Below are 15,101 nucleotides of genomic sequence, written 5' to 3'. Positions count from 1 at the left end.
GATGGACGATCTCTTCACCGCCCCGGCCGCGACGCCCGCCGAGGTCCTGACCGTCAGCTTCGAAAGCTGGGAGGGGCCGCTCGACCTGTTGCTGGCGCTGGCGCGGACGCAGAAGGTCGACCTGCGCGAAATTTCCATCCTGGCGCTGGTCGAGCAATATCTGGCTTATGTCGATGGTGCGCGGCAGCTGAAGCTGGAACTGGCGGCCGACTATCTGGTGATGGCGGCCTGGCTGGCCTATCTCAAATCGGCGATGCTGCTGCCCAAGGAGGCGCAGCCCGAACCCAGTCCCGAGGAAATGGCGCTGCGGCTGCAATTGCGGCTGCAACGGCTGCACGCCATGCGCGAGGCCGGCGCGCGGCTGATGGCCGGCGATCGAATCGGGCGCGACGTGTTCGTCCGCCCCCGGCCCGAGGGGCTGCACATGGTGCGGCGGGCGAAGTGGAGCGCCAGCCTTTATGATCTGATCCAGGCCTATGGCCAGATCCGCGCGCGTAACCAGCCCGTGGTGCATATGGTCGCGGTGCGGCCGGTCATGACCCTGGACGAGGCGATCCAGCGGGTGAGTGCACTGGTCGGGTCGGCGCTCGACTGGACGACCCTGGAATCCTTCCTGCCCGACGATCGCGACGGACCGATGGCGAAATCGGCGCTGGCCAGCAGCTTCGTGGCGATGCTGGAACTGGCCAAGCAGGGGCGGGTGGACATAAGGCAGGACGGAATATTCGAGCCGATCTATCTGCGGGCGGCGCTGTCGGGCGATCAATGGGAGTAGTTGCGGTGATCCGGGAGATGGATGATTTCGCGCGCGCGGTGGAGGCGGCCTTGTTCGCGTCGGAGGAGCCGCTGACGCCTGCTGAACTGCGCGCCCATGTCGGCGATGGCGGTGATCTGCCCGCGACGCTGGCCGGGCTGGCGCAGGATTATGCCGGGCGCGGCGTCAATCTGGTCGAGCGCGGCGGGCGCTGGCATTTCCAGACGGCGGCCGACCTGGCGCATATCTTGCGGCGGGAACGGGACGAGACGCGCAAGCTGTCGCGCGCGGCGATGGAGACGCTGGCAATCATCGCCTATCATGAGCCGGTGAGCCGCGCGGAGATCGAGGCGATTCGCGGGGTTCAGGTGGCGAAGGGCACGCTGGATGTGCTGATGGAGGCCGGATGGGTGCGTCCGGTGGGACGGCGCGAAGTGCCGGGGCGCCCGCTCATCTATGCGACCAGCGTAGAGTTTTTGTCACATTTTGGCCTTAGCAGCCGCCGGGACTTGCCGGGTCTGGATGATTTGCGGGCTGCGGGGTTGCTGGATCCGGTGGATTTGGCGCTGGAGGGTCTGGGCGGTCAATCCGTTCTGGAAAAGGATGAGGAAGAGGCCTAGAAAGGCCTCCTTTCAGGAGTATGTGAAAATGGGTTCTTTCTCGCTGATGCACTGGGTGATCGTGCTCCTGGTCGTCATGCTGCTGTTCGGTGGCGGCCGGATTTCCGGCCTGATGGGTGACGTGGCCAAGGGCATCAAGAGCTTCAAGAAGGGCATGGCCGACGACGAGGACGACGCGACGCCGGCAAAGCCCGCGACCCGGATCGAGGGGCATCGCGTGCCCGAACAGGATGCGCCGAGCGCAACCGAAGAAAAGACCAAGGCCTGATCTCTAACGCAGGCTGGTAGTCGCGCATGTTTGGCATCGATTCGACCGAATTTCTGGTGATCGTGATCATTGCGGTGATCGTGATCGGCCCGAAGGATCTTCCGCGCGCGCTCTACAAGGTGGGGCAGATCGTGGGGAAGGCCCAGGGCATGGCTCGGCATTTCCGCACCGGCATTGATGCCATGGTGCGGGAAGTCGAGCTGGAGGAGCTGGAAAAGAAATGGGCCGAGCAAAATAAGCGCATCATGGCCGAGCATCCGCCCGAGACCCAGGTTCCCGAAACCCAGGTCATCGAGCATGCTTCGGCCAGCGATGCGACCGCTGCTTCGGCTGTAGACGACAAGCCGCCTTATGTGGCGGAAGCGCCGGCGGCCCCCGTTGCCGATGCGCCGCCCTATGTGGCGGAGGCCGCGCCGCCACCGGTGGCGGACAAGCCACCCTATGTTGCCGAGGAGCCGGTGGCGCCCAAGCAGGGGGATGCGGCGGCATGATCGGCGATATTGACGACAGCAAGGCGCCCTTGCTGGACCATCTGATCGAGCTGCGCAGCCGCTTGCTCAAATGCGTCTACGCGCTGTTCATCACCGGGGGGATCTGCTTCTATTTTTCGGAGCAGCTCTTCGCCATTCTGGTGCATCCGCTCAAGGAAGCCTTTGGCGATGCCGGCGGCAAGCTGGTCTATACCAAGCTCTACGAAGCCTTTTTCGTGCAGATCAAGATCGCGCTGTTCGGCGCCTTCTGCCTGTCCTTCCCGATCATCGCCAACCAGCTCTGGGCGTTCGTCGCGCCGGGGCTATATGCGAAGGAAAAGAAGGCGCTGCTGCCTTTCATCATCGCAACCCCCTTCCTGTTCGCACTGGGCGCGAGCCTCGCCTATTTCGTGGTGATGCCGACCGCCTTCCATTTCTTCCTGGGCTATCAGGGCAATGGCAGCGGGTTGCAGGTTGAGGCGCTGCCGAGCGCGGACAGCTATCTGGGCCTGGTGATGCAGTTCATCCTGGCTTTCGGCATCTGTTTCCTGCTGCCGGTACTGCTGATGCTGCTCAATCGGGCCGGCTTCGTGTCGCGCGAGCAGCTCAAGGGCATGCGTCGCTACATGATCGTCGGGGCCTTCATCCTGGCCGCGGTGCTGACCCCGCCGGATGTCGTGTCGCAGCTGATGCTCGCGATCCCGCTGCTGCTGCTCTACGAAATCACGCTGGTCGCAATCTGGTTCACCGATCGCAGCCAGGCGAAACGCGCCGCTGCGGAAGCGGCGGCAGAGGAGGTTTCTGCATAAGAAAAGGCCCGCGAAACGCGGGCCTTTTTATCTGATCAGTTGGCCGACTTCTCGACGGCCTTGCCGGCGCTCTGCACGTCCCTGCCAGCGCCTTCCACCGTGTTGCAGGCGGATACCAGCAGCGAGCCGGTGAGCAGCAGGGCGGTGACTATTGTCTTGGTCATCGGTTTCTCCTTCCGAAATATCGGCCGACCGCATGGCGAGCCATATCGGTGACCGCTGGAGAACACGCCTGGAAGGGAAGGGTTCCGCTGGCTGGCGCTGGTTCGACGATGGGGGAGGGGGGGCCGAAAAAGTCTGAGCCCGGAACGCGTCGGGGGGGGGGATGATGCGTTCCGGGCTCATATTTTTTGGATAGCAAGAGCGGGGGGCAAAAGATTTGCTATCCGAAATGCAGAACGAGCGGCAAAGCGGGTGGTTCCCGATTTCCGCTCCTGATCGCGAATTTTAATTGCCCTTGTTTTCAGGCATTTCGCTGGTTGATTGGATGTTAACCTAAAATAATCTCGCCAGGCGAGCGCAAAAAGATGGTGCGGTTCAACCGAGCGGCCGGCCGCTGTTGCGATATTCGGGGCGGATCGTCGATTCCGGCAGATTGTCGATCGGCGCGGTGTGGACGGGTGCGGGGGCGGGCTGCGTCGCCGGTGTGGAGGGCGCGACCGTCGGCAGGGGCACATAGGCGGTTGCCGGCCCCGCGCTCATCAGTTCGACGGGCGTCACCGGCTGGACCGGCCAGATCCGGCGGGCAGGGCCGGATATCAGTTCGCGCCCCGGATAGGCGTCGCCGAAGGCGGCGGGCGTGCCGTTGAAGCCCATGCCGCGATAGAAGATATGGGCGCCGATCACGGCAACCGGCTGAAGCGTAGCGGACCAGGCCGGACGGACGGCCAGCGTATGATAATGGGTGGCAAGGCCCACCGGGGCATAGGCTTTGCCCGACAATGCCTGCTGGGCGATGCCGCGCGCGCGGACCCAGGCGACGGCGTTGGGCAGGCGGGCCATGGCGCCGTCGCAGCTGAAGGTGAACTGGCAGTGGAAGTCTGTGCGTTCCGACCCCTGATAGACGACGCCGCAGACGCTGTTGGGCCAGAGCGGGCTGCGCACGCGGTTCAATACTACCTGTGCCACGGCGCGCTGGCCCTCTTCCGGCTCGTTCCCGGCTTCATAATAGATGGCCGACGTCAGGCAGTTGAGCGCGCGATAGCTGTCGGTTGGGGTGAGCCCGCGGAAGGTGGCGGCCGGCGCCGCCTTGACCTCGGCCAGGCCCATGACATGCGGGCTCTGGATGGTGAGCGCGCCGGGCGGTGGATCGAAGGCGCCTTCGGCATAGAAGAAGGCGGAGCCGGGGAAATTGGCACCCGCCTGCTCGGCCGGATCGGGGCCATGATGATCCTCGGCCAGCATGTCCAGCGGCGCGGCGGTGATGAGATGCGGCACGACCAGCACTGCAAGCGCCACCATGCCCAGGCCGCCATGCCAGATCCATCGTTCCTGTTGTCGCGAAAGCCGCATCATCCAGCCGGTATCGAGCGGGCCCGATTGCCGCGCAGCCTTGGCCATAGCCGATTTTCCTTTCCAATTCCTCCACGGAATCGGGCGGGTCATGTGTCGGGAGTGGGCGACCGGCGCGCAAAGCCGGGGCAAACCGGCTCTTTTCGTGATGCAGCATTCCCTTGCTTGGCAAGCACGTACCGGCTCCGCTATGCGGGGTGCATGCTGCTCCAGAAAGATAGCCTCGCCCTGATCGGTAATACCCCGATGGTGCGTCTCGCCGGTCCGTCCGAAGCCACCGGATGCGATATCTACGCCAAGTGCGAATTCGCCAATCCCGGCGCGTCGGTGAAGGATCGCGCCGCCCTGTTCATCGTCAATGATGCCGAGGAGAAGGGACTGCTGAAGCCCGGCGGCACGATCGTCGAGGGGACGGCCGGCAATACCGGCATCGGCCTGGCGCTGGTCGCCAATGCCAAGGGTTACAAGTCGATCATCGTCATGCCCGAGACGCAGAGCCGGGAAAAGATGGACACGCTGCGCGCGCTGGGCGCGGAACTGGTGACGGTGCCGGCGGCGCCCTATTCCAATCCCGGCCATTTCGTCCACACCTCGCGCCGCCTGGCCGAGGAGACGGAAGGCGCGATCTGGGCCAACCAGTTCGACAATATCGCCAATCGCAAGGCGCATATCGTCGGCACGGCCGAGGAGATCTGGACCCAGATGGAAGGGCGGATCGACGGCTTCATCTGTGCGGCGGGCACCGGCGGCACGATCGCCGGCGTGGGCCTCGGCCTCAAGGCGCATGACGAGAATATCGTCATCGGCCTCGCCGATCCCCATGGCGCGGCGCTCTATAATTATTACGCCCATGGCGAGTTGAAGGCGGAGGGCAATTCGGTCGCCGAGGGCATCGGCCAGGGGCGCATCACCGCCAATCTGGAAGGCGCGCCGATCGACACCCAGTTCCGCATTTCGGACGAGGAGGGGCTGGAGTGGGTCCGCCGCCTGCTAGCCGAGGAGGGGCTGTGCCTGGGCCTGTCGTCGGGCATCAATGTCGCGGGTGCGGTCGCGCTCGCGAAACAGCTTGGGCCGGGCAAGAAAATCGTGACAATCCTGTGCGATACCGGCTTCCGCTATCTGTCGACCCTCTACAACCGGCAGTGGCTCGAATCGAAGGGCTTGACGATATTCCCCTGGCTCGCGCACAATTGACGGGCCGACACGGGTCGCGGCGGCATAAAATAGAGCATGTTCATGGCTGATCATTCCCGCCGACAGGAGGGGTTGCAGCGCGTTCAGATAGGGCTGACCGGCCTGGCAGGCGTTGTCCTGCTGGTCGGGCTGGCGAACATCGTCATCGACAAGGCGCGGGTGGACGATATCGCGTCCGCGCCGCCGGCCGTGCCGACGATCGACGTCAATGCCGCTGTCGCCGCCACCACGCCCAAGGAGCCGCTCGCCGAACTGGGCGTGCAACCCGCGCCGGAAATGGCGCCGATCGTCCCCGATCTGCAGCCCGATCCCAAGATCCGCAAGCCGATGGACCAGGAACCCACGCCGCAGACGCCCTGACGGGCGATGATGTCGCTCGTTCGCTTTCTTTCGCGATTGCTCACCCTGTTGCTGCCGGCGACGCTGATGCTGTTCGCCGGTCTGGCGGCTGCCTGGCGCACCGGGCAGGCGGATCCATGGTGCTGGGGCTGGCCGGCGCTGCTGTTGCTCGTGCCGACGGGGTGGTGGCTGGCGCGGCAGGACTTTCTGCATGCGTTGTGGGTGGGGCTGGGTGGCGCCGGGATGGCGCTGCTCTTCTGCGCCCTGGCCGCTGCACGCATGCCCGATCCCTGGGCCATGATCGGCTTGGTGCTGCTGGTGCTGGCGGCGGCCGGCGGTGGCGCTTTGCTGTGGCAGCGGCGCTGGCTGCCGGCATGTGTCGCATTGGCCGCAGCGCTGCTGCTGCTCGGCTTCGGTCCGGCCCGTCCCATTTCCTCCCAGCCTGATCGTCCGGTGCTTGCCGTCATCACCGCGCTGCCGCTCTTCTGGGAAGAGGGTTGGGCTGGGACAAGGCGGGACGCGCCGATCGTGACGCTGCTGCGCAGCCGGTTCGACGTGCGGCCGATCGATGATGTGCGGGCACTGGCCGCATCCGGCGCGCCGGCCCTGCTGCTGGCGCAGCCCCGACCGATGACGCCGCAGGCGCTGGTCGCGCTTGACCGCTGGGTCCGGGATGGCGGCCGGCTGCTGCTGTTCACCGATCCGCGTCTGCGCTGGCCGTCCGATTTGCCGCTGGGTGACCGGCGCCGGGCGCCGATGGTCGGCACGCTTGGCCCCTTGCTGGCGCATTGGGGTGTGCGGGGCGGGGCGGTGCGCGATCGGGAAATACGCCATTTCCTGCCCGATGGCCGGCTTTTGACGATGGCCGGGATGCAGCCCTTGTCATTGGAGGGGCAGGAGGGCGCTGTTCCGTTGCGGTTGCGGATCGGCCGCGGGGAGGTGCTTCTGCTGGGCGACGCGGACCTGATCGACGACCGGCTGTGGCTGGCCGATCCGGCGCGGCCGCTCGATCCGCGCGCCTGGAGCGCCGATACGCCGGCGCTGGTGGCGCAATGGCTGGGGGCGGAGATGCCGGATGGCCACCGCTGGATGCGCGATGTCGCGGATGTCCGGCTGGGGCTGCGATCGGTGCTTCTGGCTGGGACAGGCTGGGCGATACTGGGTCTGATGCTGCTGCGCCGTCGTTCCGGGCGGAATGGTGCGAGAACAAAAGGTGAAAATAAGCTGGTGAAAGGAGGAAAAAACGGTTAATCCCGTTTCTGACCGGCTTTTCCCAACTTCACCCAACATTTCCCTTTGCAGGTCGCCTCATGCTTGGTAGATATTCCAACATTGGGGTTAGTCAGGCTTTGCGAGAGTCTTGCGCCGGGAGTCGAAAGCGCGATTCCGGCGACGGGAAGCCTGCGCCCTGCTTAAAAGGGGCGAATTTCCAGCGTGTCGGACGTCATTCTCTATTCGGGCAACGCGTTCAGCGTCGCGGACGGCAAGGGCCGTTTCGTGCTGCCCCTGGAGATGCGCCGCCAGGTGAAGCTGGCGAGCGGCGGCGAAAACCGTCTGTGCCTGTCGGTCCATATGGACAATGGCTGCGCCACCGGCTTCGGCCTGTCCCACAAGCTGTTCCTGTTCGAGGAAGTGAATGAGTTGGAGCGCGAGGCGCGCGCCGCCAATCGCCCGTTCAATGGTGATCTGGAGCGCGAGAATCGCCTGGGCACGATCGAGGACGTGAATTTCGACGAGGGTGGCCGCTTCTTCCTGCACCCCGATATCAAGGAAGAGGCCGGTATCACCGACGTCGTGTTCTTCTATGGCGTTGGCCGTTATTTCCAGATCTGGAAGCCCGAGGCGCTGGTCGAAAGCCCGGATCGCCCGGCGCTGATCCGCAACAAGGTGCGCCGCTGGCTGGAACAGCGCGCAGCGGAGGGCGGCAAGTGAGCGCCGCGCCGCATATCCCTGTCCTCCTGACCGAAGTGCTCGATGCGCTCGCCATTACCCCAGGCGAGCGGCATGTCGACGGCACGTTCGGCGCGGGCGGCTATTCCAGTGCCATGGCGGCGGCTGGCGCGCGGGTCTTTGCCTTTGATCGCGACCCCGATGCGATCCGGGAAGGGCAGGCGCTGGCCGATGAAAAGGGTATCACGCTGATCCCCGGCGAATTTTCGCGGATGGAGGAGCTGTTGGCCGAGCGCGGCGTCAGCAGCGTGTCGGGCATCACGCTGGATATCGGCGTGTCGTCGATGCAGCTCGACCGGCCCGAACGTGGCTTTTCCTTCCAGGCGGACGGCCCGCTCGACATGACGATGAGCCAGGGCGGCATGAGCGCGGCCGATTTCCTCAACACCGCCGCGGAAGAGGATATTGCCGACGTCATCTATCGCTATGGCGAGGAGCCGCGGTCGCGCCGGGTTGCCCGCGCGATCGTCGATGCGCGGCCGCTGGAGCGGACCGGGCAGCTTGCTGCCGTGGTGCGCCGGGCGCTGGGCTACAAGCCGCATGACAAGAAGGATCCCTCGACCCGCACCTTCCAGGCGATCCGCATCCATGTGAATCGCGAACTGGAGGAGCTGGAGCGCGCGCTCGAAGCGGCGGAAGCGCTGCTGGAGCCGGGCGGCCGCCTTGCGATCGTGACCTTCCACAGTCTGGAGGACCGCATCGTCAAGCAGTTCCTGCGCAAGCGCAGCGGCAGCGAGGCGGGCGGATCGCGCCATCTGCCCGAGAAGAAGGCCGAGGTCGCGCCTGCATTCGAAAAGCCCGCCAAGGCCGTAAAGCCCGGCGAAACGGAACTGGCGCGCAATCCGCGTGCCCGTTCCGCCACCCTGCGCAGCGCCGTGCGGACCGGCGCCCCTGTTGCCAATGTCCATCGGAGTGCCCGGCCATGATCGCGGTCAAGAGATTGCAGAGCCTGATCTGGGTGTTGCTGGTCGCGCTGGGCGCGCTCGGCGCCTATCTCGTCTCCTTGAAGGTCGCGACCGAGCGCAATGACGTGATGCGGGTGCGGATGCAGATCGCGCAGGCGCGCGGCGATATCCGCTATCTGGAAACCGAGTTCAGCGCGCGCGCCAGCATGCGCCAGCTGGAGCGGTGGAACCAGGACGATTTCATGTACGCGACGCCGACCGCCGGTCAGTATCTGGCGGGCGAACAGGCGCTGGCGCATCTGGATGGCGTCCAGCCCAATGGCCCGGACTATGTCGCACCGCCGGTGATGGTGGCGATGGTCGAGACGCCGGCCGATCTGCCGTCCGCGCCGCAGGCCGCGCCGGCCAGCCCCGCCGCCAGCCAGATCCGCAGCGATATCGCCGTGATCCGCGAGGCGCATGCCGCCGACAATGTCGAGAAGCTGGCCAAGCCCGCCGCGCCTGTGAAGCTGGCCGAACAGCGTGCCAAGGCCGACGCCGACGTGTCGCGGCCCAATCCGGTCGCGCGCCGGGCCGAGCGCATGGCGATGCTGGACGCCAAGCTGCTGGACGACAGCACCATGGGTGACCTCAGTGCGCGTGCGGCGCGCGAGCGAAAGGGAGGCCGCTAATGGCCACGATCATCGTCCAGCCGGGCGGCGCCCGTGCCGGGCGGCAGCGGGTCAACCTGACGGCGATCGCGCATAATCGCCTGATGTTGCTGTTGATCCTGTTCATGATGATCACGGCCGTGCTGATCCTGCGTCTGACCTGGGTCGGCATTTTCGCGAGCGGCAATGGCAATGGCGATGGGTTGTCGGGCTTCACCCCGGCGCGCGCGGACATAGTCGACCGCAATGGCGTGCCGTTGGCGCGGACCATGGACGCCTATTCGATCGCGGTGCGCCCGTCCAAGCTGATCGGCGATCCCGACGAACTGGCGCGCAAGCTGCATGAAATCTTCCCGGACGAATCCGAAGCAGTGTTCGCCAAGAAGCTGACCGGGCGCGGCTGGGCCTATCTGCGTCGCCGTGCGCTGCCCGAGGAAGTGGCGGCGGTGAACGCGCTGGGCGAGATCGGCATCGAATTTCCGCGCGAGAAGGAGCGCCTCTATCCGCAGCGTACGCTGGCCGCGCATGTGCTGGGCTTCGCGCCCAATGCCGAGGGCAAGGGCGGCATGGGCGTGGAGGCCGCGTTCAACGACCGGATGATCGACCCCGCGCAGCGTAGCCGGCCCTTCGCCATGTCGATCGACAGCCGGGTGCAGGGCGCGCTGGAAAGCGAGCTCTATGCCCAACTGGTCCAGACACGGGCCAAGGGCGCCGGCGGCATCATCCTGGACGTCAATACCGGCGAAGTGATCGCCATGGCATCGATCCCGGTGTTCGATCCCAACAAGCTGCAAAATTATGCCGGCAAGCGCTGCTCCGAATCGCCGCTCTGCAACCATATGGTGCAGGCCCGCTACGAACTGGGTTCGGCGTTCAAGCCGCTGTCGATCGCGGCGGCCATGGATGCGGGCGTCGTGACATCGATGAGCAAGCGCTATGACGCGACCGCGCCGCTGGCCGTTGGCGGCTTCCGCATCAAGGACGACCACTCGCTTGGCCGCTGGATCAACGTGCCGGAAATCCTGGTCCACAGCTCCAACATCGGCACCGCCCGGATCGCCGACGAAATGGGCGCCGCGCCGCTGCAGAAGCTGTTCCGCAGCCTGGATTTCGACCAGCGTGCGCCGATCGAGTTCAATGAGCGTGCCGGTGGCCTGTGGCCGACCAATTGGGGCCGGATCACCAGCATGACCACGTCCTACGGCCATGGCATCGCGGTGACGCCGCTGCATCTGGCGGCGGCCTATGCGGCGCTGGTCAATGGCGGCATCTGGCGCCCGGCGACGATCCGCAAGCTCAAGGCCGATGAAGTGCCCGAGGGGCGCCGGGTCTTTTCTGCCGCGACCAGCGCGCGCATGCGCCAGCTGTTGCGGATGATCGTGTCGGCGGGTACAGGGCGTAGCGCCGACGCCAAGGGATTCCGGGTGGGCGGCAAGACGGGTTCCGCTGAAAAGCCCCAGGAAGGGCGCTACAACAAGACTTCGCTGGTGACGACTTTCGCTTCCGCCTTCCCGATGGACAATCCCCGCTATGTGGTTCTCGTCACGATGGACGAGGCGACGGGCCAATATGGCCTGCGCACTGCTGCATGGACGGCGGCGCCCGTGGTGAAGCGGGTGGTGGAGCGCACCGGGCCGATGCTTGGCGTAATGCCGGACGAGCGGCGGGACGTGGATATTTCGGATTTGATGCCGCTGTTGCACGGCGACAAGGAGACAGAGTGATGCGCCTCGGGTCGCTAATCGAGGAGCTGGGCGTCGAGGTCGGTGGCAACACCGGCCTCGACACGTCCGTGACGGGTTTTGCCATCGACAATCGCAAGGTTGCGCCGGGCACCATCTTCGGTGCCTTTCAGGGGCTGCGCGTCAATGGCGAGGATTTTATTGCCGACGCGGTGAAGGCGGGCGCGGTCGCGATCGTCGCCCGGCCGGAGGCGAAGGTCGAGGGCGCGGTGCATATTGCCGACGCCAATCCCCGCCGCCTGTTCGCGCAACTGGCCGCGCGCTATTTCGCGCCTTTCCCGGATGTGACCGTCGCCGTCACCGGCACCAATGGCAAGACCAGCACGGTCGAACTGGCGCGCCAACTGTGGCGCATGCTGGGCCACAAGTCGGCCTCGATCGGGACGCTGGGCGTCACCACCTCGGTCGATCAGGTATCGACTGGCCTCACCACGCCGGACATCGTCACCTTCCTCGCCAACATGTCGGGCCTCAAGCGCGAGGGCATCACCCATGCCGCGTTCGAGGCGTCGAGCCATGGCCTCGACCAGTATCGCACCGAGGGGCTGCCGGTTGCGGCCGGCGCCTTCACCAACCTGTCGCGCGATCATCTCGATTATCATGGCGACATGGACAGCTATTTCGACGCCAAGATGCGCCTGTTCGACGAAGTCGTGGGCGATGGCGGCGCGGCCGTCATCTGGGCCGACGATGAATGGTCGGACAAGGCGATCGAGCGGGCTACGAAGCGGGGGCTTCGTGTGCTGAGCGTCGGGGTGCAGGGGCAGGCATTGCGTCTTGCCAACCGCACCCCGACCCAGTTGGGCCAGACGCTGGAAATCGAAGCCGATGGCAAGCTCTACAAGGTCAATCTGCCGCTGATCGGCGCCTATCAGGCGGCCAATGCGCTGACGGCGGCTGGTCTGGTCATCGCGACCGGCGGCGATACCGCCAAGGTGCTGGAATTGCTGGGTCGGGTCCAGCCGGTGCGCGGCCGTCTGGAACGCGCGGTCATCAGCAAGGCGGGCGCGCCCGTCTATGTCGACTATGCCCATACGCCCGACGGCCTGCGCGCCGCGATCGAGGCGCTGCGTCCCCATACCAGGGGCAAGCTGATCGCGCTGTTCGGCGCGGGCGGCGATCGCGATGCCGGCAAGCGCCCGCTGATGGGCAAGGTTGCCGCCGATCTGGCCGACCATGTCATCGTGACCGACGACAATCCCCGTTCGGAAGAACCCTCCGCGATCCGCGCCGCCGTGATGGCGGGCGCGCCGGGGGCGGAGGAAATTGGCGGCCGCCGCGCGGCGATCGCCGCCGCCATCGGCCAGGCGGGGGGCGACGATATCGTCCTGCTCGCCGGCAAGGGGCATGAGCAGGGCCAGATCATCGGCGACCGGGTGCTACCCTTTGACGATGTCACCGTGGCACGGGAGTGCGCGGGGTGAGCGATCTCTGGACCTCGGCCGAGATCGCAGACGCTACGGGCGGCGCCGTGTCGGCGCCGTTCGCCGTTTCTGGCGTTGCCTTCGACAGTCGCGAGGTGGGCGCGGGCGACCTGTTCGTCGCGATGAAGGGCGAAACGACCGACGGCCACAAATTCGTCGACAAGGCCTTTGCCCAGGGCGCGGCCGGCGCGATTGTCAGCGAACCGGTCGATTATCCCCATGTGCTGGTGGCCGACAGTGCCGTCGCGCTGGAAGCGCTGGGCCGGGCATCGCGCAAGCGCAGCAGCGCGAAGATCATCGGCGTGACCGGATCGGTCGGCAAGACCGGTACCAAGGAAGCGCTGTTCCATGCCCTTGAACGGGCCTGTCCGGGCGGCGTCCATCGGTCGGTCAAAAGCTATAACAACCATGTCGGCGTGCCGCTGAGCCTGGCGCGGATGCCGCGCGATGCGGCCTATGGCGTGTTCGAAATGGGCATGAACCATGCCGGCGAACTGGCTGCGCTGACGCGGCAGGTGCGCCCGAACGTGGCGATCGTCACCGCCATCGCGCCGGCCCATATCGAATTTTTCGGGACCGAGGAAAAGATCGCCGAAGCCAAGGCCGAGATTTTCGAGGGGCTGGAGCCGGGCGGCACCGCTGTCATTCCCTATGACAGCCCGCATGTCGCGACCCTCTACGGCAAGGCGGAGCGCCATGCCGATCATATCCTGACCTTCGGCTTCAGCCCGGAGGCGGATATTTTCGTGCGCGATACCGTGCCGGCGCCGGGTGGCGGCACGCTGGTGACCGCCGCGCTGCCGGGGGTGGAGCTTTGCTTCACCGTCGGCGCGCCGGGCGACCATTGGGTGTCCAATTCGCTCGCCGTGCTGGCCGCGGTCGAGGCGCTGGGCGGCGATCTGGCCGCTGCGGGCCTGGCGCTGGCGGAAATGCCGGGCCTGCCCGGACGCGGCGCGCGCCGCATCCTGCCGGTGGCGGGGGGCGAGGCGCTGCTGATCGACGAAAGCTATAACGCCAACCCCTTGAGCATGGCGGCGACGCTCAAGCAATTGGGGCGCGAGCAGGCCGACCGCCGCATCGCCGTGCTGGGCGGCATGCGCGAACTGGGCAGCCGCAGCACCGAACTGCACGCCGCACTCTCGCAACCGTTGAGCGAGAATGGCGTCGACTATGCGATATTGGTGGGCGAGGAGATGGCGCCGCTGGCCGACGCCCTTGGCGGCCTTGTCGCCTTCGACCATGTGCCGGACGCCGCGTCGGCCACCGATCTGATCAACAAGGAAATGCGTGCGGGTGACGCGATCCTGGTCAAGGGCTCCAATGGCATCGGGCTGTCCCGCCTGGTCGCCGCCCTTGGCGATGCCGCCCGCGACGGAGATAAAGACTGATGCTCTACTGGCTTGCCCAGACCCTGGATTTTGCGGGGGCCTTCAACCTCATCCGCTACCTGTCCTTCCGGGCGGGCGCGGCGATTGCGACCGCGCTGATCATCGGCCTCGTCATCGGCCCCAAGTTCATCGGCTGGCTGCGCGTGCGCCAGGGCAAGGGGCAGCCGATCCGCAGCGACGGGCCGCAGAGCCATCTGGCCAAGCGCGGCACGCCCACCATGGGCGGCCTGATGATCCTGACCTCCATGGTCGTATCGGTGCTGTTGTGGATGGACCTGTCCTCCACCTATGTCTGGGCCTGCCTGTTCGTGACCCTGGGTTTCGGCGCGATCGGCTTCCTCGACGATTATGACAAGGTGACCAAGGCCAGCCACAAGGGGCTGTCGGCCAAGATGCGCCTGGCCTTCGAGTTCCTGATCGCCGGTTTCGCCGCCTGGATGATCGTCAACCAGCATGGCAACACCGCGCTCTATGTGCCCTTCTACAATGGGCCTGCGATCGAGCTTGGGCCTTTCTATTTCCTGTTTGCCGCCTTCGTCATCGTCGCCTTCGGCAATGCGGTGAACCTGACCGACGGGCTCGATGGCCTTGCCACCATGCCGGTCATCATCGCCTGCATGGCGTTCATGGCGATCGTCTATCTGGTCGGCCGCGCGGACTTCGCCACCTATCTGGGCATCCCGCATGTGCCGGGCGCGGGCAACCTTACCATCTTGTGCGGGGCGATCATCGGCGCGGGGCTGGCCTTCCTCTGGTTCAACGCACCGCCTGCCGCCGTCTTCATGGGCGATACCGGCAGTCTGGCGCTGGGTGGCACGATTGGCGTGATCGCCGTCACCGCCCATCATGAAATCGTTCTGGGCGTCGTCGGCGGCCTGTTCGTGGTCGAGGCACTGTCGGTCATCATCCAGGTCTTCTTCTACAAGCGGACCGGCAAGCGCGTGTTCAAGATGGCGCCGATCCACCATCATTTCGAACAGCTTGGCTGGGCCGAACCGACCGTGGTGATCCGCTTCTGGATCATCTCCTTCGTGCTGGCACTCGCCGGCCTCGCCACGCTGAAGCTGAGGTAAGCG

At 65.9% G+C, this 15,101-nt stretch carries 17 protein-coding genes; 15 read left to right on the top strand and 2 right to left on the bottom strand.

Translation table 11 applies throughout. The features are described 5' to 3' along the window. Window position 1: 1 nt before the first annotated feature. From JQK15_RS00580 to tatC, 5 genes are read left to right on the top strand one after another with little or no spacing between them, the layout of a single operon-like run. Window positions 2–775, top strand: coding sequence for a segregation and condensation protein A (locus JQK15_RS00580; RefSeq protein ID WP_214862901.1), 774 nt, complete (start codon window positions 2–4; stop codon window positions 773–775). Window positions 776–792: 17 nt separating this feature from the next. Beyond that, complete coding sequence (gene scpB / locus JQK15_RS00575) at window positions 793–1,374, top strand: SMC-Scp complex subunit ScpB (RefSeq protein ID WP_010336265.1); 582 nt, start codon at window positions 793–795, stop codon at window positions 1,372–1,374. Between the two features lie 28 nt (window positions 1,375–1,402). After that, window positions 1,403–1,642 (top strand): twin-arginine translocase TatA/TatE family subunit, encoded by a 240-nt coding sequence (locus JQK15_RS00570; RefSeq protein ID WP_004207976.1) that lies wholly within the window; start codon window positions 1,403–1,405, stop codon window positions 1,640–1,642. 26 nt (window positions 1,643–1,668) lie between these two features. After that, window positions 1,669–2,133, top strand: a complete 465-nt coding sequence (locus JQK15_RS00565) for a twin-arginine translocase TatA/TatE family subunit (protein ID WP_214862900.1) — start codon at window positions 1,669–1,671, stop codon at window positions 2,131–2,133. Next, complete coding sequence (tatC, locus tag JQK15_RS00560) at window positions 2,130–2,921, top strand: twin-arginine translocase subunit TatC (protein ID WP_214862899.1); 792 nt, start codon at window positions 2,130–2,132, stop codon at window positions 2,919–2,921. The genes JQK15_RS00565 and tatC overlap by 4 nt, the downstream gene beginning before the upstream one ends. A 35-nt stretch (window positions 2,922–2,956) precedes the next feature. Here tatC and JQK15_RS00555 read toward each other — a convergent pair whose 3' ends face one another. After that, window positions 2,957–3,085 (bottom strand): entericidin A/B family lipoprotein, encoded by a 129-nt coding sequence (locus tag JQK15_RS00555; RefSeq protein WP_004207973.1) that lies wholly within the window; start codon window positions 3,083–3,085, stop codon window positions 2,957–2,959. A 373-nt stretch (window positions 3,086–3,458) separates the two neighbouring features. Then, window positions 3,459–4,481, bottom strand: a complete 1,023-nt coding sequence (locus JQK15_RS00550; protein ID WP_502956772.1) for a cell wall hydrolase — start codon at window positions 4,479–4,481, stop codon at window positions 3,459–3,461. A gap of 153 nt (window positions 4,482–4,634) precedes the next feature. On the opposite strand from JQK15_RS00550, the gene JQK15_RS00545 reads away from it, so the two are divergent. The 10 genes from JQK15_RS00545 to mraY all read left to right on the top strand — a co-directional run bounded on the left by JQK15_RS00545 (window position 4,635) and on the right by mraY (window position 15,098). Beyond that, entirely contained in the window at window positions 4,635–5,627 is a 993-nt protein-coding gene (locus JQK15_RS00545; protein ID WP_037510479.1) for a cysteine synthase A, read from the top strand. Window positions 5,628–5,669: 42 nt separating this feature from the next. After that, complete coding sequence (locus tag JQK15_RS00540; protein WP_004207970.1) at window positions 5,670–5,987, top strand: hypothetical protein; 318 nt, start codon at window positions 5,670–5,672, stop codon at window positions 5,985–5,987. A 6-nt stretch (window positions 5,988–5,993) separates the two neighbouring features. Beyond that, complete coding sequence (locus JQK15_RS00535; RefSeq protein ID WP_214862898.1) at window positions 5,994–7,217, top strand: Gldg family protein; 1,224 nt, start codon at window positions 5,994–5,996, stop codon at window positions 7,215–7,217. Window positions 7,218–7,400: 183 nt separating this feature from the next. Then, complete coding sequence (locus JQK15_RS00530) at window positions 7,401–7,898, top strand: division/cell wall cluster transcriptional repressor MraZ (protein ID WP_004207968.1); 498 nt, start codon at window positions 7,401–7,403, stop codon at window positions 7,896–7,898. Further along, window positions 7,895–8,842 (top strand): 16S rRNA (cytosine(1402)-N(4))-methyltransferase RsmH, encoded by a 948-nt coding sequence (rsmH, locus tag JQK15_RS00525; RefSeq protein ID WP_214862896.1) that lies wholly within the window; start codon window positions 7,895–7,897, stop codon window positions 8,840–8,842. The genes JQK15_RS00530 and rsmH overlap by 4 nt, the downstream gene beginning before the upstream one ends. Then, window positions 8,839–9,492 carry a hypothetical protein gene (locus JQK15_RS00520; protein WP_004207966.1) on the top strand — a complete coding sequence of 218 codons (654 nt, stop codon included), beginning with the start codon at window positions 8,839–8,841 and terminating at the stop codon, window positions 9,490–9,492. The genes rsmH and JQK15_RS00520 overlap by 4 nt, the downstream gene beginning before the upstream one ends. After that, window positions 9,492–11,195, top strand: a complete 1,704-nt coding sequence (locus tag JQK15_RS00515; RefSeq protein WP_214862894.1) for a peptidoglycan D,D-transpeptidase FtsI family protein — start codon at window positions 9,492–9,494, stop codon at window positions 11,193–11,195. Before JQK15_RS00520 ends, JQK15_RS00515 begins: the two co-directional genes overlap by 1 nt. Continuing rightward, on the top strand, window positions 11,195–12,637 hold the full coding sequence (locus JQK15_RS00510; protein ID WP_214862893.1) for a UDP-N-acetylmuramoyl-L-alanyl-D-glutamate--2,6-diaminopimelate ligase: 1,443 nt from the start codon (window positions 11,195–11,197) through the stop codon (window positions 12,635–12,637). Before JQK15_RS00515 ends, JQK15_RS00510 begins: the two co-directional genes overlap by 1 nt. Then, window positions 12,634–14,025 carry a UDP-N-acetylmuramoyl-tripeptide--D-alanyl-D-alanine ligase gene (locus tag JQK15_RS00505; RefSeq protein ID WP_010336274.1) on the top strand — a complete coding sequence of 464 codons (1,392 nt, stop codon included), beginning with the start codon at window positions 12,634–12,636 and terminating at the stop codon, window positions 14,023–14,025. Before JQK15_RS00510 ends, JQK15_RS00505 begins: the two co-directional genes overlap by 4 nt. Continuing rightward, complete coding sequence (gene mraY / locus JQK15_RS00500) at window positions 14,025–15,098, top strand: phospho-N-acetylmuramoyl-pentapeptide-transferase (protein ID WP_017501213.1); 1,074 nt, start codon at window positions 14,025–14,027, stop codon at window positions 15,096–15,098. Before JQK15_RS00505 ends, mraY begins: the two co-directional genes overlap by 1 nt. Window positions 15,099–15,101 lie beyond the last annotated feature (3 nt).

Source organism: Sphingobium sp. BHU LFT2, assembly GCF_018604485.1.
GTDB lineage: Bacteria > Pseudomonadota > Alphaproteobacteria > Sphingomonadales > Sphingomonadaceae > Sphingobium > Sphingobium yanoikuyae_A.
Note: the sequence above shows the minus strand (reverse complement) of the source record. Positions and strands in the feature narration are given on the sequence as shown.

What these genes read in the sequence shown, in the direction of transcription:
- JQK15_RS00570 (WP_004207976.1), top strand. Translation starts at nt 1,403, where the DNA reads ATGGGTTCTTTCTCGCTGATGCACTGGGTGATCGTGCTCCTGGTCGTC.
- JQK15_RS00515 (WP_214862894.1), top strand. Translation starts at nt 9,492, where the DNA reads ATGGCCACGATCATCGTCCAGCCGGGCGGCGCCCGTGCCGGGCGGCAG.
- JQK15_RS00520 (WP_004207966.1), top strand. Translation starts at nt 8,839, where the DNA reads ATGATCGCGGTCAAGAGATTGCAGAGCCTGATCTGGGTGTTGCTGGTC.
- JQK15_RS00550 (WP_502956772.1), bottom strand. Translation starts at nt 4,481, where the DNA reads ATGGCCAAGGCTGCGCGGCAATCGGGCCCGCTCGATACCGGCTGGATG.
- scpB (WP_010336265.1), top strand. Translation starts at nt 793, where the DNA reads ATGGATGATTTCGCGCGCGCGGTGGAGGCGGCCTTGTTCGCGTCGGAG.
- JQK15_RS00555 (WP_004207973.1), bottom strand. Translation starts at nt 3,085, where the DNA reads ATGACCAAGACAATAGTCACCGCCCTGCTGCTCACCGGCTCGCTGCTG.
- JQK15_RS00540 (WP_004207970.1), top strand. Translation starts at nt 5,670, where the DNA reads ATGGCTGATCATTCCCGCCGACAGGAGGGGTTGCAGCGCGTTCAGATA.
- JQK15_RS00510 (WP_214862893.1), top strand. Translation starts at nt 11,195, where the DNA reads ATGCGCCTCGGGTCGCTAATCGAGGAGCTGGGCGTCGAGGTCGGTGGC.
- JQK15_RS00580 (WP_214862901.1), top strand. Translation starts at nt 2, where the DNA reads ATGGACGATCTCTTCACCGCCCCGGCCGCGACGCCCGCCGAGGTCCTG.
- JQK15_RS00535 (WP_214862898.1), top strand. Translation starts at nt 5,994, where the DNA reads ATGATGTCGCTCGTTCGCTTTCTTTCGCGATTGCTCACCCTGTTGCTG.
- JQK15_RS00565 (WP_214862900.1), top strand. Translation starts at nt 1,669, where the DNA reads ATGTTTGGCATCGATTCGACCGAATTTCTGGTGATCGTGATCATTGCG.
- mraY (WP_017501213.1), top strand. Translation starts at nt 14,025, where the DNA reads ATGCTCTACTGGCTTGCCCAGACCCTGGATTTTGCGGGGGCCTTCAAC.
- tatC (WP_214862899.1), top strand. Translation starts at nt 2,130, where the DNA reads ATGATCGGCGATATTGACGACAGCAAGGCGCCCTTGCTGGACCATCTG.
- JQK15_RS00545 (WP_037510479.1), top strand. Translation starts at nt 4,635, where the DNA reads ATGCTGCTCCAGAAAGATAGCCTCGCCCTGATCGGTAATACCCCGATG.